The following is a 22232-nucleotide window of genomic DNA, read 5'->3' on the forward strand; positions in this document are numbered from 1 at the left end:
TGAAAAAAATACTAATTTTTTAACATTAGTTACATACATTTTAAATTAATATCTAACATTTTTAGACTTAGTAGGTTAACTAATTCTTAAATCTTCATATTGATAACGTAATAACTGATAAGTTGGTTTTTTCTTAGTTCAAGCTAAAATCGTATTAGCAATACCTAATTGACCAACAAACATTAATAAAATAATAATGATTTTAGCAAAACCACTAAAGTTTGGAATAATTCCAGTAGTTAATCCCGTTGTTCCAAATGCTGAAACAATTTCAAATAAAATATTAATACTATCAACATTAACTGCTTTATCTTGTGTTGCAGAAGTGAGAATGATTGATGTCACAATCATAATAATTGCTAATACAAAAACAATTAATGCTTCACTAACTAAATTACGATGAATTGTTCTTTTAAAGACTGAAACAAATTTTCGCCCCATAGCTTTACTATATAAATAAAAGACAATAACAAATAAGGCAATTGTTCTAATCCCTCCACCTGTTGAAGCAGGTGAAGCACCAATAAACATTAAAGCAATAAGTAATCAACGACTTTCAATTGTTAGTTGATTAATTTGCAATCCAGCAAATCCTGCTGAACGACTTGAAAAACTAATAAAAATAAAATTTCAAATTTTATCAAAATTACTAATTGTACTAAAATCATAAATTGGTGTTTTAGTTGGAACATTAAGATTAGCAATTTGGTGATTAAAAAATAATTGATTTTCTTTATGATCAGTTAATTCAAAAATTAAAATTGCCACAATTCCAAAAATCGCTACTGCTAAATATGCAGTTAAAGTAACTTTAGTAAACAAAGTAAATTTATGTTTTCTAGCTACTTTATGATCTTTAAACCAACAATATAAATCATAAAAAATTGGATAACCAATCCCACCAATAATTAAACCAATTAACATTACAAAAGATAATAAATTACCAACCCCTTCTTGATATGCTTCAAGTGAATTTGGTCCTAAAATATCAATTCCAGCATTATTAATTGCTGAAACAGAATGAAAATATCCTGATCAAATTGACAAACCAAGATTACCATGAATTTTAGTTGCATCAATATAATCAAATTTAGGCAAAATTAAATTATGATTAATTAAGTTAATTGGTTTTTTTGGTTCAACATAATAAAAAATGAAAACTAAAAAAATTCATAAAATAATTTTGACAATAAAAATGACAACAAAGGCAAAGCCAATAATTTTATAACTTTGTCCAGTTTTATTATTACCACGTTCATTATGCAATAAAGAACGTTGCTCAATTGTAAAATTATTTTGATTAGTAATAAACCTTCAGACAAAAACTAAAATTGTTACTAATCCTAATCCTCCTAATTGAATTAAAATACTAATAATAAATTGTCCAGGAATACTGAAAATATATGCAGTAACTTTAGTAACTAATCCTGTATCACTAAATGCTGATGAAGCAAAAAAGATCGCATCAAGAAAAGAGTATTCTTGAAAAATCAATCCATCTTGATATCAAACATAACGGTTGTTTTCATAAGTTCACCCTGGATTTAGTGAAAAAGGTAAATATAATAAACAAGCACCAAGAAAAATTGTTAAAAAATAAAGGCGAAAAAACTTTTTGTGAATCGTATCACCAATAATATAATGATTTAGCCAATCACGAAAAATAAATTTCATCTTTTTTTTCTTTTTTGGCTTGATTTGAAATATTCGTCTCATAGATTGATGGATTTAACCAAAAAATTATCTTTTTATCTCTATAATTTTTATTAAATAAGATTATAGAGCCAAAATAAGATTATTATCATTTTTCTTGTAATTGTTTTAACTAATAATTACAAGAAAATGATTAATTGTTTAATTTTAAAACAACAAAAATTATTAAAGATCAGAAATTTTTATGAGTATTCAATTATTTAAAAGTAAAACGAATAAATCAGTTAAAGACTATTGTATTATTGGTCTTGGTCGTTTTGGAACTGAAATTGCTCGAATTTTACAAAAAGAACGACAAAATTTAACAATTCTTGATTGTGATGAAGAAGTTGTAGAACAAAAAGGTGAAGATTTTAGTGATGTGCAAGTTGTTGATGCTACTAACATTCACAATTTAACAGATATTGGCATTAAAGATTATGACATTATTGTTGTTGCTGTATCTGATTTTGAAAAATCAATTATTATTTGTTCTAACTTACGTGAATTAGGAATTAAAAATATTATTGCTAAAGCTACTAACTTAATTCACCAACGGATTTTAAAATCAATGGGAGTATCACGAACGATTGTTCCTGATATTGAAATCGCTTCTAAAGTAGCATATCAAACAATTTATGGTATGAACTTTGATTTGTTTCAATTTGATAAAACAAATAGTAAAAAATCTTTTATTATTGAAATTCCAGTTTTTGCTTCTAATTTATGAAAAAAAACGGTTGCTGAAATTACTCAACAAAAAAATAATTATAGTTATACGATTATTGCCATTAAAAATTCTAAAGGGGAAATTAGAATGCCAATTAGAGGAACTGATGTTATTAATCGAGGAGATATTGTTTTTGTTATTAGTAATGCTGATAATGTAACTGAAATTACTAGTATTTTTCAAAACAACCAATAATTTAATAATTAGTTTGTTTCATCATTAGAAACAGGACATGTTGTTAAACTATTAGCCAATTTTTCAGTAATTTTTTTGTTATTTAAAACATCACATAATGATGGTTTTGATAAATTGTTTTTGGCTTGAAATAATTCATAGCGAAATGCTGAAGAAAATAGAACAATTCTTCCTGTTTTTCTAATTGTTGATGATAATGGATTATGATATTGATCAGCACCTGAATAAATTCCAATTAAGTTATAACCAGTTCCAGGAGCATTTGATTTAATTCATTTATCACTAATGGCTAATGAGCCTGATGATCCTGGCTTTAGATCTAAACTTGGTGTTTTAATATTACTATTAATTGCTAAAAAATTTTGATCACCATAATTGAGAACATTAGGATTATTATTTAATTTGGCTTGATTAATTTGTGCTTGATTATCAAAGTATGATAAACGACTATAAACTTTGTCATTTCATAAATTATTAGCAATTCTAAAAATACTTTCATCAGAAAAAGTACCACTATTAACTTCAGCTTCAACCCATTTAACAACTGGTAGACCATCTTTAAATGGTTTTTTATTTGGTTGAATATTAACTGGAGCACTAATTAAACTTTTAAAACCACTAATCACTTGAGTAAAAGTTTTGCTTTTATAATAATTATTATTTCCTGCTGCTTTATTTTGAATTGTTGCATCAACAATTAATAAACCATTATTAACATTATGAGTCAAATTAATTTTACTAATTGTTAAATATTTTTGATTTAAGTTTTTAATTTCAAAATAATCATTAAAATTTTCTGCACTAATTTCATTAGCGAATTTTTCAGTAATATTTTGATTAATTTTAAGAGCAAAATAAGGATCAGCATTATTAACAATTTCATTAATAATTGCATTTTGGTTTAAAGCTGAAAATCCTCCAATTAAGTATGATGGAGTTGATAAATTACTATTTAAAATAAAACTACGATTAGTTGGAATTGCTGAATAATTAACATCATTAGTTTGCATTTTTTGGTTAAATTTTTTTAATCATTCAGGTTGTTCACTAGGATCAAAAGTTAGTTTTAAAACAGCAAAATCAACTGCAAAATTAAATTCAGTTCTTTTCTGAATAAAATTAGTACTTTTAGTAAATGGATCAACTAAAGTTGGATTATATGAATCAATTCATTCAATTTCTTCTTGTTTTTGTGCAGCAATTTGATCACGAAACTGATTTAATAAATTAATGTTTTGATCAAATTTAAATAACTTTTTATTAATTGCTAAATTAGTTGCAGTATAAACTAATTCAACATTACTATTTTTAATTTTTTGATAAACATTCCGTTTTTCAGCATCATTAGCATTGTTGTTATTATTTTCTTGATAAAGATTAAAATCAGCTTTTAGTGGTCCAACGTTTTTAGCATCAGAAGTATCATAATCAAAAAAACTAAGATAAAAATCTTTGTTATTATTACTTGCTAAATCTGATAATTTAACATTTTCTTGCTGATTAATTTTGCTTAAATCAACACTAGGAAATAATTGTTTAACAACATGTAAATTAGTACCAACTAATAAATTAATTTTTTGGTTGTTAGTTGAACTTGAATCATTTTGATCACTAAAAGTATTAATGATAAAACCACTACTATTAATTTTGTTGTCAGGATTTTTATTATCTTGTAAATATAAACTAATATTATGGGTTCGTAAATATTCAGCACCAGAATGATTTTTTTCAGTAATTGGTACTGAAATATTACGACTATTACCTGGAATATTAACATCAATATCTTTTAGACCTTCTTCAAAACCACTAACATTAACAACTTGACTACTAAAACAAGCAGTTAGTAAAAATGTTGTAGGGAATAAAGAAAATAGAGATAATCAAAATTTTTTGAATTTATTCATGATGCTAAATATGATAATCATTTTTTAAAAACAATTCTAAAATGATCCCAATTATTTTTTAGGGATAATTTATTATTGAAAAGATATTAAAAAACAATGATTTATTTTTTATTATTTTTAGGAGTAATTTTTGTCAAATTGTTCATTAATGGTTGTAGTACTTCAGGAATGATAATTGAACCATCTGCTTGTTGATAGTTTTCTAAAACAGCAGCAAACAAACGATCAATAGCAACACCAGAACCATTTAAAATAGCAACATATTTGGTTTTATCAGTACTATTTTTACGATGGCGAATTAATGATCTGCGCGCTTGAAAATCGCCTGTATTTGAACAAGAAGAAATTTCACGATACTTATTTTCTGCTGGCAATCAAACTTCTAAATCATATGTTTTAGTACTTGCAAAACCTAAATCACCAGTACACAAACTTAAAACTTGGTATGGTAATTTTAATGCTTTTAAAACTGATTGGGCATCTTCAGCAATAATTTCTAATTGTTTTAAAGCATCAGTTTGTTCACAAATAATAACTAATTCAGTTTTATTAAACTGGTGTAACCGAATTACTCCACGAGTATCTTTACCAGCTGCTCCTGCTTCTTTACGAAAACAAGCTGTTGTTGCTGTCATTTTAATTGGCAATAATTTTGAATCAATAATACTATTGCCATAAACATTAACTAATTGTACTTCAGCAGTTGGTGATAAGTATTTATTGTTTTCTAAACTAAATAAATCATTAGCAAATTTTGGTAGTTGACCTGAATTAAATAAAGATTTATCACTAACAATAACAGGTAATTCATAAGGAAAATAATTATTATTTTCAATTTGAATTTTTCTTGTTAACTGACTGAGTGCATAATAAAGTTGTGCACCAACTCCTGTATAAGCAACAAATCTTGTTCCTGAAATTTTAGCACCCAATTCAAAATCAATTAAACCTAAATCACTTGCTAATTTTCAGTGTGGTTGAACTTCAAAATCAAATTTTGGTAAATTACCTCACTGGTATAAAACTTGGTTTTCAGTTTCATTAACTCCAATTGGTGTACTATCATCAGCTAAATTAGGAATTTGGTGATAAATTTGATCAAATTCAGTTGCAACTAAATTAAGACGTTGATCTAAATGATTCAAATCACCCCTAATTTTTTGCATTTCTTTTTGTAATTCAGTTGCTTCTTTTTGCTTGTTTTGATTATAAGCAATACCAATTTTTTTAGAAAGTAAAGTTCTTTGGTTATTCAGTTTTTCTTTTTCTAATTTTAGTAAAGATAATAAATCATAATTATCTTTAAAATTTTTAATTAAATTAGGATCAACTTGTTTGTCTAACAATTTTGTTTTAACATATTCAAAATCTTTTTTTAGTAAACGTAAATCAATCATTAATTATTAGGTCCAATCCTTGATTGAAAATTTTATGAAGCATTTTATATATTAATAATAATTCAAAGCAAAGCATGCTAAGACTAAGTAAGTGTTTTAGTAACAACAAATTTTATTTGTTTTTTTATATTAAAACTTACTAAGATTAAAAAATCTACTAATTTAACTTTTTACTAACTTTTTCTTTTTCTAATTGCAATTTAATTTTTACTGCTTCTTCAGGTAATTTTTTGTGCTTGTGAATGTAATTAATTTGTTCACGCACAATAGTTTCCATTAATAATAAACATTCAACAATTAATTGTAATTCTTGATCGTTTTCTCTAATAATTTTTTTAGCTAATTCATACTGTTGGTTAATGATGGTATCAATTTCTTCATCAATTGCTTTTGCAGTAATATCTGAATATTGTTTTACATATGGGTTCTGCTCACCTTCAGAAGGAATAAATTGGGTTAGACCAAGTTTAGACATTCCCAATTGGGTTACCATCGCTCTTGCAATATTACTTACTTTATATAAATCATTAGATGCTCCTGAAGTAATTTCTGATGGTCCAAATATTACTTCTTCAGCTGCTCTACCTGCTAATGCTGTTGTAATAATTGCTAATAAATCTTCTTTTGACTTTAACATCACTTCTTGTTCAACTGGAGCAGATAAAGTATAACCACCTGCTTGACCACGAGGAATAATTGTGATTTTTTCAACAACTTCACCTTTTTGAACATGTAAACCAGCAACAGCATGACCAGCTTCATGATAAGCAACTTTTCTACGTTCACTCATTGTAATAATTCGTGATTTTTTAGCAGGTCCAGCAATCACACGATCAATTGCTTCATCAATATCTTCAGTAGTAATTGTATTACGTTTGTGTCTTACTGCTAAAAGGGTTGCTTCATTTAAAACATTTTCTAATTGTGCACCTGAAAATCCTGGAGTTCTACGAGCAATGTCTTCAAGATTAACTTTAGAAGATAAGTTTTTGTTATTTGAATGAATTAATAAAATTTCCTTACGTTCTTTAATATCAGGTAAATTAACTTGAATGTGTCGATCAAACCTTCCAGGACGTAAAATGGCATCATCAAGAGTATCTAAACGGTTAGTTGCAGCCATGACAACAATTCCTGATGCTGTATTAAATCCATCTAACTCACTCAATAACTGGTTAATAGTTTGATCAGCAATGCCACTATTACCACCATTAACAACTCGATTACCCCGTTTTGAAGCCACAGCATCAATTTCATCAATGAAAACAATACATGGTGCAGCTTTTTTAGCTCTAGTAAATAAATCACGAACCCGTTTTGCACCAACACCAACAAACATATCATCAAATGATGCACCTGAAACTTCAAAAAATGGCACATGTGCTTCACCTGATACGGCTTTGGCTAATAAAGTTTTACCAGTTCCAGGAGGACCATATAAAACAACACCACGTGGTGCTCTTGCACCCATTGCAGAATATTTAGAAGGATGTTTTAAATAATCAACAATTTCCATTAATTCTTCTTTTTCTTCTTTAATTCCTGCAACATCTTTGAAAGTAATATTAGTTTTAACATTTTTAGCACTAGATTTACCAACACCAAAAATTGAATCTTGTCCACCAACACCACCTTGGGCTTTGGCTAAATAACGCATAAATAAAAGGAAAATAACAATATAGATAACAAAAGGTAAAAATTGTAAGAAAATGGTTAGAAAGATATTTGGTTGAGGAACAGCAGCAGTATTTTTAGCTAAATTTAAATATTGGTATAATGGCCTTAATGCAGCAGTATTATCAACTAAAGCATTAGGAGTTGTACCAACATTTGGATCAGCTGGAACATTTGGTGCTGGTGTTGTTGCTACTAATGTTGGAAATGACTGGGTAATTTTTTGAGTTTCAATATCATATAACAGACGATAATTACCAATGTCATACCAAATATTTTTAGCATCAGAACCATAAAAAACACTAAAAGCAATATTACCACGATTACTTGGAGTGGTAATTGTAATTTTTCTTAGTGTTGGTTCAGTTAATTCAGCTTGTGGTCCACGTTCTCTGTCAAGTTGAACATTATAACTTGTTTGATTATTATCAGTAAGTGTTAATGAGTTATTAGCAACACTAAAAGAGGTTGGGTTAACTACTAAAGCCCGGCCATAAAACCCAATAAAATAAATTAAAAGACCAATGATCGAACCAATAATTAAAACCGCCATTAATCTTTTTCAGCGAAATGGTGGCTTCACATTATCAGGTTTAGCAGAGATATTGACTTTTTGATCGGCTTTTTTATATCCAAAAAAAGATTTAATTTTTTCTCAGATAGTTTTATGTTGATTGGTTTTGTTGCTTTCAATCACCCCAAACCAATTTGCTAATTTAAACATAGATATTTAATATATTTTTATTTTTAATTTTTGAATAATCTGATTTTTTTAATAATTTTAAGTTTAAGTTGCCCTTAAACAAGTTATAAGAAGATTAATCTAAACATTAATCTTAATTTAACTAGTAATGATATCAAAGATCAAAATTTTGATCACTGTTCTATTAAATGGGGTTATTATAATATAAAATAAACTTAAATATAGTCGATTCAACCTTATTTGACTTAACAATTTATCTTCAAAAATATTTATCAGATTGAATTTAAGTTTATTTCATTTTCAATTAATGATCAATTAGTAATTTTAATTATGTTCTTGATTCTTAATGATAAATTTTGTTTTAAGATTTAAAATTATTTACTTAAATCTAATTTGAATCATAATAAATTGAACAAAAGCAATCATTTTATTATTAGTTATCCCCATGATCATTGGGGAAAAATAGAAGTTTTCCACAGAATTTTTATTTTTTTAAGCACAATTTAGTTAAAATTCAACTTTTTAAGCATGATTTTCTTAGTTTAATCCCAAAACTAATCAATGTTGAAAAAAAATTTGCTGATTTAAATTTTTATATGTTTAAATTTAGCATACTTTAATATTTGATACTATTAATTATTTTTAATCAGTTTAACTTAAAAAACAAGACATCATTATAAAAATTTTTTTTGCAGTTAGTTTCTTCTTAATATAGTATTTTTAGTCTTGTTAGTTGTTTTAAAATCATTTTTTTAACAATAAATTGCTTTGTTGCTTATATTATTTTTCTCAATTTATTATCATAAGGTTTTTTCTAATGGAACTTAACTCATCAAGCAGTCGCGCCTTTTTTTTAGTGCAAACAGATTTGTCACAAATTAACACTTTAAGTTTTAATCTAATGTATGTTCCAGCATTAGGTGCTGAGGCTGCTGCTTTATACAATCTTTTATATGAGTTTTATCATCGTAATAACATTTTACGAACTAACACTTATAGTAAAATTGATGAATTACTAACTTTTTTAGACGTTGATTTTGAACAATTTAATTTATTAAGATCAAAGTTAGAAATTTTTAATTTATTAAAAACGACCTATGGTAAAGAAAAAAACAATAACCAACTTTATTGTTTTGAAATTATTAAACCTTTAGATTTACATACGATTTTTCAAAACCAAAAATTAATTTTAATTTTGAAACAGCATTTAGGTTCAAGAGCTGAATTAGTTTTTTTGAATGCTAAAACTTTAATTTCTTCTGCTAAAAATGATATTTCATTACAACATGTTGATCAAGTTTTTAACATTTCTAATGATAGTGATGATGAAATTATTAAAACTTTAAGACAAAATAATGCCAAAATTAATGACAATCAAGAAAATCAACTAGTTGATCCTGCTTTAGAACAATTACCAATCAGTTCTTTAATTAGTGATGAAATTAAAAACCAGTTTTATTCTGAAATTTTTCTAACAATTAAAAAACCATTTATTGTTGAAGAGAAAATTTGAAGTTTAGTTTATCTATATGGTGTTGAACAGAAAATTTTCACAATTGATGAATTAGCGCTAATGGCTTATCGTTCTTTAGTACAAAAAAAAGATCAAATTAGGATTGTTTATGAACAATTTCAACTTTTAATTTTAGATGAATTGAAAGTTGATGATGATCATGAGATTAAAATTGATCAAAAATCTTTGAAAAAATTTTGAATTTCTAGTGTTAATTTATCTGATCAAGAATTTATTAAAGCAGCTAAAAAAATTTTTATTAATTTTGTTCCAGAAAAGTTTTATCAAATTATTAATAAAAAAGTTCCAACAAAAGGAATTAAAGGTTGAATTAAAACAACTCAAGCTAATAATTGAACGATTGGTTCAATTAATGTTTTATTCAGTTTTGTTAAAACATGAATTAATAACATTAATTTAAGTTACTTAAAAAAAGTTGAAGAAACCTTAACTTTAAACGAGAAAATTTCTTTTAAAGAAGTTTTACTTCATTGTAAAAATGTGATTGTTTCTGATTATCATAATGGCAATAACAAATTAAATATTATTAAGACTGATCATGAATTAGATAATAATCAATCATTAGACAAAGATAATACTAACTTTAATCATGACGATTCTAATCAATCAAATAATGAAAATGATCCTAGTGTTTGAGATGAAATTTTTGAACAAAATTAATTTTTTAAATAATTTAGATTAAATATGATTGACAAAAAAAGCAAAATTAATCAAAAAAATGAGTTAGAGTCGATTTTATTTAAACGAAGTTTTGATAGTATTAAAAAACATCATCAACTATCTCATTTAAATTTAACTGATGAAGAAATTATTGCTAACCGCCATCTTTTACATAAATTTTTACAACGTGCTGATTTGTGTCATGATGGGTTAGATAAATGTGCTAACATTCACACCCATTATCGTTTTTATCGGATTGAAAATCATGTTAATAAACCATTAACTTATGAAACTTTTGTTTGTCATAAAAGAAAAGATTGAAACCAATTAAGTCAAGAAGATCAAGAAAAGTTTTATAACAAAATTATTAAAACTTATAACATTAATGCTCCTTCCATTAAATTAATGATTAAAGTAGAAAATTTCTTAAATCGTTATCGTAAAAACTTAGAAACAAATAATCAATCATCAAAAAAAACAATTACTAAATTAATTAATGAATGTAATTGGTTTACTCAACAATATGTGCAACAAAATTTTAATGATCTTGGTAAAAATTATTTTTGTACAATTCTTCCTAAACTAATTAAATCTTCAGAAGTTTTTCTTAGTTTTATTATTTTCTTTTTAATTCGTAATTATGGTACAAAAATTTTTCTAACAACAATTTCTGGCTTGAATGATTTAATTAAAAATCATAAATTTAATAATTTATCAAATCAAAAAGATACTGAAGTAATTTATCAAACTTGTTTAAAAGCGCCAACTTTAATTATTTTTGATTTTGATAATGCGATTGTTGAAATGAAAGATCATGCTAATCACATTTATAGTTTTTTAAATGAACGACTATTTAATGTCAAATTATCAACAATTATTATTTCTGGTGAACGTTGGGATAAAATTTATCAACGTTTAAAAATTCGTGATGTTTCTAAATTATCATTCACCCAAAAAAATATTGCTAATTTAGACATTAATCATGATGTTTATCATTTTTACACTTCACATTTTAAATTTAGTTATAAAAATTCTTAATTTAAAAGACTAGAAACTAATCTAATCATTTATCTATTAATAAAAAAGCAACTGATATGTAAAAGATCAATTGCTTTTTTATTATTCTAGAAAAATAATTAATTATTTTAATTGCATTTCAAAATATATCATTGTATGATCAGACACAATTTCTTTTAATGAAGTATTCAATAATTTTTGTTTGTTTTCAAGATTTAATTTTCGATCAATTTTTTTAGTATAAATTTGATCTAATACAACTTTAGTATAATAATCAAATTCAGGATAACTTAAAGCAGCTATTTTTTCTTTATCTTCTTTTTTCATAAAATCATTTGTTAGATCATAATATAATGATCAAAGATTAAAGCGTTTTCAATGATTAATTTGATACTGATTAGTTTGATATCAAATCTTATCATATTGATTAGCATATTGATTAATCCGATCAGCACTACTTAATGTGGTACGAAACTGATTAGGACCACGTTCTTGATCATAAGATGTTTTTAATTCTAACTCATTAGTTTTTAGTGGATATAAATTTTTTAATCCAGATGCTATTGCTGGTTGAAATAAAAAATTATCACGATATTTGATATTAGTATCAGCCATGAAAAAAAGATTTTGTTCACTAAAAACTTGACTAAAATAACTAACAACTTGAGGAATTTTAAGTGCATCATAAGCTTCATTACTACCTAATTGACTTGATGTTTTATGTAATCAATTAAATCATTTAATTTTGCTTGAATCAACTGTTTTAGGATCAAACGGTTTTTCATCTTGACTAACTTTAGCACCAGGAGAAGAAAAATGAGCAGCAATTGTAACAAAAGTTTTATTATTAACTAAATCAGTTCATTGTACTGCACCAGGTGCTCTTGTGTAATAATAAGTTTGCTGATCATCTTCTTGAAAAAATAAAACGTTGCGATTACCTGTGTCATTAAGTAATTGACTGCCATTTTGATCAAAAGGACTATTAGAATTTTCAAACTGACTAAAATCAGCAGGAGTTTGCTGATAAGGTGAAAGATTAAGTTTTAGTTTATTTTTATTATAAATAAAACCATATCTTTCAGCTAAAGATACTCTTTTTAATTTTGGCTTTTTAGAAACACTTGGTAAGGAAATAATTGCTTGATATTTATGATAACCAACATTTTTGTTTAAATGTTTTATTAATAAATTAAAACCATTAACATTATGATATGTTGGTTCAACAACAACTAATAAATCAAGATTTGTGTGAAACAAAATATCAGATAAAACTTTAGCTCTTTCACTAGAATAAGGATCATGATCGTTTTCTTGATAATTAGCAATATTTCATAATCCAATTTTTAAATTATGATTATTAGCCAAATTAGGTTTTTGACTACTAAAACAACCACTAACACTAAAATTAAAAATTATTGAAAAAACAGTAAAGTTAATAAATTTTTTTAGTTTCAAGAAAACAATTGATTCCATTCTTTTCTTAGTAAATCAATAAAAATTAATTAAACATTTTGAAAATTATAAATTGATATTAAATTAATGTTTCAAAAAATCAACTAAAATAATGCTGATTTAATGTTGCTTAAATATATTTGATTGTTTTTAATGACTAAATCAGCATTAATATTAAAAACGTCTAATAACGCTTTTTGACTAATAACTTCAGTAGCAGGACCTTGATCATAAATTTGTCCATCATTAATTAAAATAATTTCATCAGCATATTGAATCGCTTGATTTAAATCATGTAAAATAGCAATAATTGTTTTATTTTCTTTTTGAATTTTTTTTAATAATTCTAATAATTCAATTTGATTTTTAATATCTAAATAAGTTGTTGGTTCATCTAAAACAATCGTATCAGCATCTTGAGCCAAAGCCATAGCAATTAAAACTTTCTGTTGTTGTCCACCTGATAAATTAGTAGTAAAACTATCTTTTAAATCAAGAATATTAGTTTGTTTTAGAGCCTGTTGAATCATTTGATGGTCTGATTCTTGTAATGACGCCATTAAATTTAAATATGGAGTTCGACCATAAGCAACTAAATCATAAACTTTAATTCCACTAATAATTTGGTGTGATTGAGAGACATGAGAAACATTTTGAGCAAATTGTTTTTTATGAATTTCTTTTAAATTTTTATTTGCTCAAAAAATGTTACCTAAATAATGTTTATTTTGTTTAATAACTGATTTTAGAAAAGTTGATTTACCTGAACCATTAGAACCTAAAATCACAATAAATTTATTTTTAGCTAATTGACAATTAATCTTTTTTAATGTTAAGTTTTCTAGATTTTTTTGATCCTTTTTTCAAAACTTTCAATTAACTAATGAATCATAACTATAAGATAAGTTTTGAGTTACTAAAAATTTTTTAGGATCATAATTATCTTGTGGGAAGACAAAATCAATTAAATTAGTTTTTTGTCTTAAAACTTTTTTTAATAATTTTAAAAAACCAATTTTAAGACGTGTTAATTGGTGTTGTCAAAAACTAAAAAGTTGTTGATCAACTTTAATAATCGTGTATTGAACTTGATTTTTTTGTAAATAATAATTACTAAAAACCGGTCCAAAAATACCTAAAAAAATTTCAGTAATTAAACAAGTTTTTATTAATTTTGAGACTGTAATTTTCGATCAGAAAAGACCAAAATTTTTCACGGTAAATCATAAAATAACAATTAAATTAATAATGATTGTTGCAATCATTAATTTAATTTCAGTTTGAATTAATAAATATTTTTCAGCTAAAGCATCAAGGTTATTAACTTGAGTTTGATTTAGTGTTGTAAGAAAATTATTTTGATTATTAAGATAAGCAAACAATTGTGATAATTGTCATATTCCTTGATGATAATTACTACTTTGATCAAAATAATACTGCTGTGTTAAATTAGATTGATTCAGATTTTGTAATTCTTGATCAAATTGAATTAAATGATTTTGGTTAATAAAAAAAATGATTAAGAAAATGATTAGTAAAATTCAAGCAATAATTACTTTATTAAAATTATGTTTGATATTTAATTTTCAATCAAAATTATAATAACCAAAAATTTTTTTAATAAAAAAAATTAACCAATGATAAAAATCAATTAAAAAGGTTGGCATTAATGATTCAATCTTTCTTTTTTAATTAGTAGTTAACATCAAAATCATAAAGATGGGGAATATTATTAATTAATTCAATTTTCGCCTTGACCTGAAAAACTTCTTGTAATAATTTTTGATTAATGATTGTTTTGGGACTACCTTGATTGTAAATAGTGCCATCCTTTAAAATAATTAAATTATCTGAATAATTAATTGCTTGATTTAAATCATGCAAAATCATAATAATTGTCTTACCATTTTTTTGTAATTTTTTTAGTAAGGTTAATAATAAATTTTGGTTGTTTAAATCTAAATAAGTAGTTGGTTCATCAAGAATAATAGTATCAGTTTGCTGCGCTAAAATTGTTGCTAAAATAACACTTTGTCTTTGTCCCCCAGATAACTGATTCATTTTTTTATCAGCAAATTTTAACGTGTTAGTTATTAATAAAGCATCATAAATATTTTTCTGTTGTGCTTGAGTGATTTCACCACTTAAATCTTGGTGGGGGATGACACCAAAAGCAACAAAATCATAAACATTAATTCCTTCAGGAATATCAAGAATTTGGGGAAAGTATGCTACGTTTTGAGCAAAAGAACGTCGTTGAATTCGGTGTAAGTTTTTTTGATTTCAATTAATCGTACCAAAATAATGACGTTCAATTCCTAATAATGTTTTAATTAAAGTTGATTTCCCTGAACCATTAGGACCAATAATTGTTGTAAAAGAACCTTTAGCAATTTTAAAATTAAGATTAGTTAAAATATTTTTTGGTTTTGGTGCTACAAAAGGCATCATTTTATTAATAAATTTAATTAATTTTTTTCTAATAAAAATATGAGTTTCTTCACTATACTCTTTTTCATGCACTGATAATTTAAATGTATCTAATAAATGTTTAGTTCACTTATGACCATGATGATAAGTAAAACTTAAATTTTTCACTTCAATATAACAACTTGGATCATTAGTTTGGTCATTAAATTTTAAAAAGAAATCATTAATTCTTTTAATTCATAAAAATGGTCAATATTGATTAAGTTTACTAATGGTTTCAAATTGGATTCAGCGGTGTTTTTGTTTATATAATTTTCATAAAATTAAAACGATGATTCAACTAATAAAATTAAAAAAATAAATTAAGCTATAACTATAAATTAAATATGGATTTTTTTTAGAAAAAGCAATTGCCAAATTTCAGCAATAAAAAATCGTATTAAAAATTAAAACAATTATTGCTAATCAACTAAAAAAAGCAAATAGTTGAATAACTGTACTTAGTTTTTGAAAACTAGTGACAAAATTAGTTGCACGATCCAAATTAATTTGATTAAATGCACTATTAGAACTAGTGGAAATTGTTCCATCTAAGGTATGTAAAATTGTTTTAATAATATCTGCATCATTAGTACTAAAACGATTTCTTTGTAATAAAAACTGATCACTTAAAAACTGACCACTTTTATTAAATAAATAATTTAAATCATATTTTCACTGATTAGCAATGACAAAATTTAGTTCATTAGTTGCTAAGTTTTTGGTTGTTGTTCAATTTTGATAAACTAAGTTTTTCAATCAAATATTAATTAATCCAAAAATTAGTCCAAGAAAAACAAAAAGCGTGAAATAAATTAATTTGTGATTATGCTCTCAAAAATATTTCAAATTAAAGTTTTTTTTATTATTTCAAAATTTTTTAAAATTAAAAATTTGTTGCATTATCTTTTGTTTCTTTTTAAAATAATAAAAATAAAATATGGAGTAATTATTGCTGTTGATAAAAAACCAATTGGAATATCAGTATTTAAATTAACTGAAACAAATGTAGCAATCATAACCATAATCGCACCAATTAAAAAACTAGTTCATAAATTAGTTTTAGTTTGACTACCAAAAATTGGTTTAGCAATATTAGGTGCTAAAATTCCTAATAAAGGAAAATTACCTAAAATTGCTGCTTCAATTCCCGCTAGAAGTGCAATTAATAAATATAAAAATAGTTTGAGTGATTCAACTCGAATTCCATATGAAAGCGCTAGTTTTTCACTAGTTTCAATTAAATCAATTTTTTTTCGTAAAGTTCAAATAATTAATAAAATAACAACAATACAAATTGAACAAATAATAATCATAATTCTTCAAGTTGCTGTTTGTGCTAAATAATTAATATCAGGTAATTTACCTAAACTAAAATTAGTAATTTGATTAATCGTAAATTGAATTGCACTTCCAGGAGCTGTTGAAACTGAAGGATTTAAAATTGCAATTGAAACTGCTTCAAATAAAAATTGTAAAGCAATTCCAACAATAATAAATTTATCAACATTATTATTACCAAATTTAGTTAATGTATAAATAATTGAAGTCCCTAAAATTGATGCAGCAATCGTAATTAATGGTAATAATTGTCTAATGCTTGCTTGATTGCTAATAACATTAGTCCCAAATGAAAAAATATAAAGGGTAATAAAAATAATATTAAGTGAACCAATTCCTAATATTGAAACATCAGCTAAATTATTTTTAGTAGTTTTTTGTAATAATAAACCAGCAACACCAAGTGCACCTCCGCCCATAATTGCTAATAAATATTGTCAAATACGAATGCTAAAAGTTTCTAATGTGAAATAAAAACCATTAGATAATAATGTCAATCCTAAAAATAATAAAACAGCAAAAATTAAATGAAGTGCAATTAAATTAATTCAGTTTCTTTTTTTAGTAGTTAACTGTTTTTGTTTCACAGCTTCAATTACAAAAGTTTTGTCATGAATAATATTATGACTAATTTTTAGTTTTGATCTAACTGTTGGTGTCATAAAATTATCCTTTTTGTTTTCAACCTAAATAAATTAACATTGGCGCACCAATAAACACCATATAAATTGATGAAGGGATTGAAGCAAAAAAAGTATTAAAAGTTAAACCTAAATTCATTACTAATCCACCTAATAATGCTCCTAGTGGAATAATAATCAGATAATTACGTGTTTTAAAAATAATGCGAATAATATGAGGAACAAATAGTCCAACAAAAGCGACATTACCTACAAGCGTAATAGCAGTTGGTACCAAAATTAAAACAATAATCAAACTAATGATTTTCACTAATTTTGTATTGACACCTAAACTTGCTGCTTTATTATCACCTAATTCTAAAATGCTTAAATTTTTAGCAATAAAAATCGAAACGATTGTGCCAATTGCAATTAATAAAATTGCTAAATATAAAATTGTTTCTTGTGATGGGTATAACCCATAAACATTTTCTGCTCCACCAATACTAATAGCAAAAGAAGTTTTTAGGGCATTTTTTGAACTACTTCTTAAAATAAAACTAACTGTTTTAAAAAAGATACTAATTGCTAATCCTGATAAAGTAATTTTTAAATAATCTAAATTTGATTTTTGTCTAATAATAATTAAAATAAAACCAACTGCTAATAATCCACCTAAAAAACCAAAAGCTAAATAAACATACTGAAAAATGTCAGCACTAACAAAACTACCAACTAATACATTCATTAAAATTGCTCCAAAAATAACAGCTTCAGTTGTTCCTAAAGTAGTAGGATCAGACAGAGGATTTTTAGTAATTCCTTGAATAACTGCTCCAGTAACTGCTAAACCAATTCCTGCAATTACAGTTGCAATTGAAATTCATGTTGCTTTTTTAATTGGAACAAGATCAATAAAGTTTAATGAACCAAAAGTTGATCCTGTGGAATTAGTTAAATTATTAATTTGATCAGTATTATTACTAAAAATATTATTAGTACTAAAAATTAAAAACAAATCATGAAAATTGTATTTACCATTATTAGCATAACGAATATTAATTGCTGCTAATGTAGCAACAATAACAATAAACAACAAAAAAGTCACTAGATAGATAAAATATCTAATGACTTTTTGATAATTAATTTGATGATTAACTGTGTTGAATGTTACATGATAAAATTTGGTTCCAAGATCATTTTTTACTTGAGATTTAACACTCATTATTTAAGGCTTTCTTTTTTTGAGATAAAAATTCAAAAAACTATATTTAAAAAGTTATGGGTTTAAATTATCAATATAATCAATAATTTTTTTAATTTCAGCATCAACGTTATGATCAGGATCATAAGCGCCAAAACCAAAATCTTGAATTGTTTTTGCTCCAGTATAACTTAAAGTGATTTTAGCAAACTGGCGTAAACTAGCCCCACCTTGTGCACCTGGTGATGCAACAACTAGAACAATATTTTTTTCAAAGAAAAACTGGTTATCCAAACGACTTAATCAATCTAAAATATTTTTAAAAAAAGCAGAATAGTAACCATTATGTTCAGGTGTGACAATAATAATATTTTGATAATTAGTTAACTTTAATAAAATTTCCTTAACTGCAGTTGGAAATTGTTTGTTAACTAAATATTTAGTAGATAAGATTGGGCAATTATCACGATAATCATTTAAATCTAATAGATCATAAGAACCTGCATAACAAATTTTTTTAGCTAAATCTAGATTAATTGATTGGTGTGTATTAACTGCGGCAATTACTAAAGTGTTATTCATATTTTATAATAAATTTATCCCTTTTTAATTATTTTTTTAATTAAATAATAAATATACAATAATAATAAATTTTAATGAAAAAAAAGTAAAATAATTTTTAATCAGTCAATTTATAAGATATTGACTTGCTTTAATTTCAGAATACTTATTAATTATATGATTGTAAAAAATTATTTTTAATCTTAAATTAAATTTCTTTTTCTCATTTCATAAATTCCTAATGCTACAGCATTAGCATGATCATTTGATGGCATAAAATCAACTTCGGCTTGAATGTGACTTAAATATTTTTTTTTATTTAAATCAACTCCAATGGCAAAACCACAATGTTTTAGAGCAAGATAATCATTTTCCTGATCGCCCATAACTGCAGTTTCAGCAATTTTTAAGTTCATTTTTTGACTAATTAGTTTTAAACCAAAATACTTATTAGTGTTTTTTGGTCCAATTTCAATACTATACTTACTACTTAAATAAAAATTAAACTTATCACCAAATAAATTTTCTAAAGTTTCTTTAAAAGCAACTGCTTTTGGTCGTAATAAAATAACTGAAATTTTATGATATTGCTCATAAGGTAATTGTTGTTGAAAACTAACAACAACACTTTCTTTAAAATTTAATTGAATCATTTTTGCTGCTAAAACTGATTTTTTTAAATAAACAGTATCATAAAATTGTTTGTTTTGATATTTAAAATTTTGTAAATAAAAAATCACCTTTTTTTGATTTAAATATTTAATTAAATCACTTAATTGATCAAAGTCAAAACTTGATTGAAATAAAATTTCTTGATTTAAATTATCAAAAACTAATGCTCCATTCAAACAAATTAAATAGGGCATGTGATAGTTTAAATTAGTTTTAACTGCTTCAAGAAATTGAATTGTTTTACTAAAGTTTCTACCAGTAGCAAAAATAAATTGACCACTAGTTTTTAAATATGAGTCTAAAGTAGTAAAATTTTCAGCACTAATTTTTTTCTCATGAATTCCAAGCAAAAAATTATTACTTTTTTTAGACAATAAAGTTCCATCAAGATCGATTGATAGTAACTTAATTTTTAAAGTATTGATCATAAGGAAAATTTTCAACTTCTTAGTTTGACAATAAAATTAAAAAATAAAATAACGATAAAAAAGCGATTAATTTCACTAAAATCTTAAAATTGATTTAAAATATATATTGCCACATTAATAATAATTGCGAACCATGTCAGGCTAGAAATAGAGCAGCATTAAGCACATTATTATGTAATGTGGTTTTTTTATTGTTGACTTATTCTTATTTAATTGCACAAGAAAATTATTTTTACTATTACTAATTTATAAAAAATCTTTATTAAAAGCTTCAGGTAATAATTCATAAAAATAAAATTTGTGATAATTACCTTGATGATCATAAACAAAAACAGTAGCATTATAAGCAATATGATCAGATAAGGTTTGTCGACACGAACCACACATATTAGCTTTACCAGTTACATCATCAGTTAATAAATGAACTTCATTAATCCGATTAGCATTATTAACTAAAGCATGAAATAAAGCAACTCGTTCAGCACACATTGAATTTGGATAGGCTGAATTTTCAATGTTAAAACCAAAAAAATTACCAGTATCAGTCACTAAAATACAAGCAACATGAAACTTAGAATAAGGACAAATGGCTTTTGGTAAAAGTTCTTTTAATTGTTGAAAAATAACTTTTTTTTCAAATATTTGATTTACTTCGTTCATAATTCTAATAGTGGAGCCAGAATGATTGGTTGATTTCTAATTACAATTTGTTCATTTAATTTTTTGATTCAATTTTGATCGATTGGATTAGATGAGTAAATAGTAATTAAACAATCATTTGCTTTAATTGGATCATTAATTTTTTTATGAAAATATAAACCAGCATGATAATCAATTTGATCATCTTTTGTTTGTCTACCTGCACCAATATGATTAATGATATAACCAATTTTTTGATTATCAAGCAGATCAAAATAACCACTAGTATTTGCTCTAATTTCTACATGATATTTTGGTTGAAAAAATTGGTTGTTTTTTCACAAATTAAGATCACCATTAAATTTTTCAAACCAATTGCAAGCAACATTAAAAGCAGTTTGATCACTTAAAACTTGCTGATATTTTTGTTTTGCAACTGCTTCATTATCAAACAATTGTGTTTTTAGTAAAATATTAATTGCTAAAGTTTCAATTAATGTTGCTAAATCATTAGCCACAGGTTGATTTTTTAAAAAATGATATGCTTCAGTTAACTCAATTAAATTACCAACAGTATGACCTAATGGCTGTTGCATGCTACTAATGTGTAAAACTAAGTCAACTTGAAACCGTTTGGCAACTTTATTTAATTCTGCTGCTAATATTTCAGCACTTTGTTTAGTTAGACAAAATGATCCTGAACCATATTTAACATCAAGAAATAAATAATCAGTTTTTAATGCTAGTTTTTTTGCCATAATACTAGCAACAATTAAAGGAATACAATCAACAGTTGCTGTAACATCACGCAAACTATAAAGAATTTTATCAGCTGGAGCAATTTCTTTAGTTTGTTCAATAATAAAAATACCAGTTTCTTTAAGTTTTTCAAACGCAGTTGTGATATTAAGATTAGTTTGAACGCCTAAAGAATTTAATTTATCAATGGTTCCACCTGTATAACCTAAACCTCTACCAGATAATTTAGCAACATTTAAACCACAAGCAACTAGAATTGGCAATAGAATTAGTGATACTTTATCACCAATCCCTCCTGTAGAATGTTTATCAACAACAATTTTATCACTAACTGGTAATTGATAAATATGACCAGAATTTAAAATTGCTTTTGTTAAATAGTATGTCTCATCTTCATTCATACCATTAATTGCTACAGCCATTAATCAAGCTGTGATTTGATAATCAGGAATCTTTTTAGCACAAATACGATTAATAAATTGATCAATTTCAACTTCTGATAAAACTTGACAATTTTTTTTCTTTTGAATAAAAGCAATAATATCAAAATCGTTTATTGAATTATTATGATTCATGTA

16 protein-coding genes and 1 other RNA gene are annotated in these 22232 nt (G+C 25.0%); 4 read left to right on the forward strand and 13 right to left on the reverse strand.

The window, feature by feature from the left end; translation table 4 throughout:
* Positions 1 to 75 precede the first annotated feature (75 nt).
* Positions 76 to 1674: a TrkH family potassium uptake protein gene (locus MCAV_RS00495; protein WP_391591942.1), complete on the reverse strand. Its 1599-nt coding sequence runs from the start codon at positions 1672 to 1674 to the stop codon at positions 76 to 78.
* Between the two features lie 223 nt (positions 1675 to 1897).
* Between MCAV_RS00495 and MCAV_RS00500 the strand changes: the two genes are divergently transcribed.
* Positions 1898 to 2617: a potassium channel family protein gene (locus MCAV_RS00500; RefSeq protein ID WP_391591943.1), complete on the forward strand. Its 720-nt coding sequence runs from the start codon at positions 1898 to 1900 to the stop codon at positions 2615 to 2617.
* An 8-nt stretch (positions 2618 to 2625) separates the two neighbouring features.
* On the opposite strand, the gene MCAV_RS00505 is transcribed toward MCAV_RS00500, so the two are convergent.
* The 3 genes from MCAV_RS00505 to ftsH all read right to left on the reverse strand — a co-directional run bounded on the left by MCAV_RS00505 (position 2626) and on the right by ftsH (position 8316).
* A complete protein-coding gene (locus MCAV_RS00505; protein WP_391591944.1) occupies positions 2626 to 4521 on the reverse strand; it encodes a DUF31 family putative serine protease in 1896 nt (631 codons plus the stop codon).
* 101 nt (positions 4522 to 4622) lie between these two features.
* Positions 4623 to 5918, reverse strand: coding sequence for a serine--tRNA ligase (gene serS, locus MCAV_RS00510; RefSeq protein ID WP_391591945.1), 1296 nt, complete (start codon positions 5916 to 5918; stop codon positions 4623 to 4625).
* Positions 5919 to 6075: 157 nt separating this feature from the next.
* Positions 6076 to 8316, reverse strand: coding sequence for an ATP-dependent zinc metalloprotease FtsH (gene ftsH, locus MCAV_RS00515; RefSeq protein WP_391591946.1), 2241 nt, complete (start codon positions 8314 to 8316; stop codon positions 6076 to 6078).
* Positions 8317 to 9112: 796 nt separating this feature from the next.
* Between ftsH and MCAV_RS00520 the strand changes: the two genes are divergently transcribed.
* Both MCAV_RS00520 and MCAV_RS00525 read left to right on the forward strand, forming a co-directional pair.
* On the forward strand, positions 9113 to 10489 hold the full coding sequence (locus MCAV_RS00520) for a hypothetical protein (protein ID WP_391591947.1): 1377 nt from the start codon (positions 9113 to 9115) through the stop codon (positions 10487 to 10489).
* A 24-nt stretch (positions 10490 to 10513) separates the two neighbouring features.
* On the forward strand, positions 10514 to 11527 hold the full coding sequence (locus tag MCAV_RS00525) for a hypothetical protein (protein WP_391591948.1): 1014 nt from the start codon (positions 10514 to 10516) through the stop codon (positions 11525 to 11527).
* A 102-nt stretch (positions 11528 to 11629) separates the two neighbouring features.
* Here the strand turns inward: MCAV_RS00525 and MCAV_RS00530 are convergent, their stop codons facing one another.
* From MCAV_RS00530 to MCAV_RS00560, 7 genes are all read right to left on the reverse strand, one after another.
* Positions 11630 to 12964, reverse strand: coding sequence for a hypothetical protein (locus tag MCAV_RS00530; RefSeq protein ID WP_391591949.1), 1335 nt, complete (start codon positions 12962 to 12964; stop codon positions 11630 to 11632).
* Positions 12965 to 13065: 101 nt separating this feature from the next.
* Positions 13066 to 14628: an ABC transporter ATP-binding protein gene (locus MCAV_RS00535; RefSeq protein WP_391591950.1), complete on the reverse strand. Its 1563-nt coding sequence runs from the start codon at positions 14626 to 14628 to the stop codon at positions 13066 to 13068.
* A gap of 25 nt (positions 14629 to 14653) precedes the next feature.
* Positions 14654 to 16279, reverse strand: coding sequence for an ATP-binding cassette domain-containing protein (locus tag MCAV_RS00540; protein WP_391591951.1), 1626 nt, complete (start codon positions 16277 to 16279; stop codon positions 14654 to 14656).
* A 53-nt stretch (positions 16280 to 16332) separates the two neighbouring features.
* On the reverse strand, positions 16333 to 17433 hold the full coding sequence (locus MCAV_RS00545; RefSeq protein WP_391591952.1) for an iron chelate uptake ABC transporter family permease subunit: 1101 nt from the start codon (positions 17431 to 17433) through the stop codon (positions 16333 to 16335).
* Between the two features lie 4 nt (positions 17434 to 17437).
* A complete protein-coding gene (locus tag MCAV_RS00550) occupies positions 17438 to 18616 on the reverse strand; it encodes a FecCD family ABC transporter permease (RefSeq protein ID WP_391591953.1) in 1179 nt (392 codons plus the stop codon).
* Between the two features lie 54 nt (positions 18617 to 18670).
* Positions 18671 to 19177 (reverse strand): NAD(P)H-dependent oxidoreductase, encoded by a 507-nt coding sequence (locus MCAV_RS00555; protein WP_391591954.1) that lies wholly within the window; start codon positions 19175 to 19177, stop codon positions 18671 to 18673.
* Positions 19178 to 19359: 182 nt separating this feature from the next.
* The gene (locus MCAV_RS00560) at positions 19360 to 20256 is read right to left on the reverse strand and encodes an HAD-IIB family hydrolase (RefSeq protein WP_391591955.1); all 897 of its coding nucleotides are present in this window, start codon (positions 20254 to 20256) and stop codon (positions 19360 to 19362) included.
* Between the two features lie 106 nt (positions 20257 to 20362).
* On the opposite strand from MCAV_RS00560, the gene ffs reads away from it, so the two are divergent.
* Positions 20363 to 20445, forward strand: an RNA gene (gene ffs / locus MCAV_RS00565) — signal recognition particle sRNA small type.
* 57 nt (positions 20446 to 20502) lie between these two features.
* On the opposite strand, the gene MCAV_RS00570 is transcribed toward ffs, so the two are convergent.
* Both MCAV_RS00570 and MCAV_RS00575 read right to left on the reverse strand, forming a co-directional pair.
* Positions 20503 to 20916, reverse strand: a complete 414-nt coding sequence (locus tag MCAV_RS00570; RefSeq protein WP_391591956.1) for a cytidine deaminase — start codon at positions 20914 to 20916, stop codon at positions 20503 to 20505.
* The gene (locus tag MCAV_RS00575; protein WP_391591957.1) at positions 20904 to 22229 is read right to left on the reverse strand and encodes a thymidine phosphorylase; all 1326 of its coding nucleotides are present in this window, start codon (positions 22227 to 22229) and stop codon (positions 20904 to 20906) included. The genes MCAV_RS00570 and MCAV_RS00575 overlap by 13 nt, the downstream gene beginning before the upstream one ends.
* Positions 22230 to 22232: the final 3 nt, after the last annotated feature.

Origin of the sequence: [Mycoplasma] cavipharyngis (genome assembly GCF_042984175.1) — a bacterium.
Lineage (GTDB): Bacteria > Bacillota_I > Bacilli_A > Mycoplasmatales > Mycoplasmoidaceae > Mycoplasma_N > Mycoplasma_N cavipharyngis.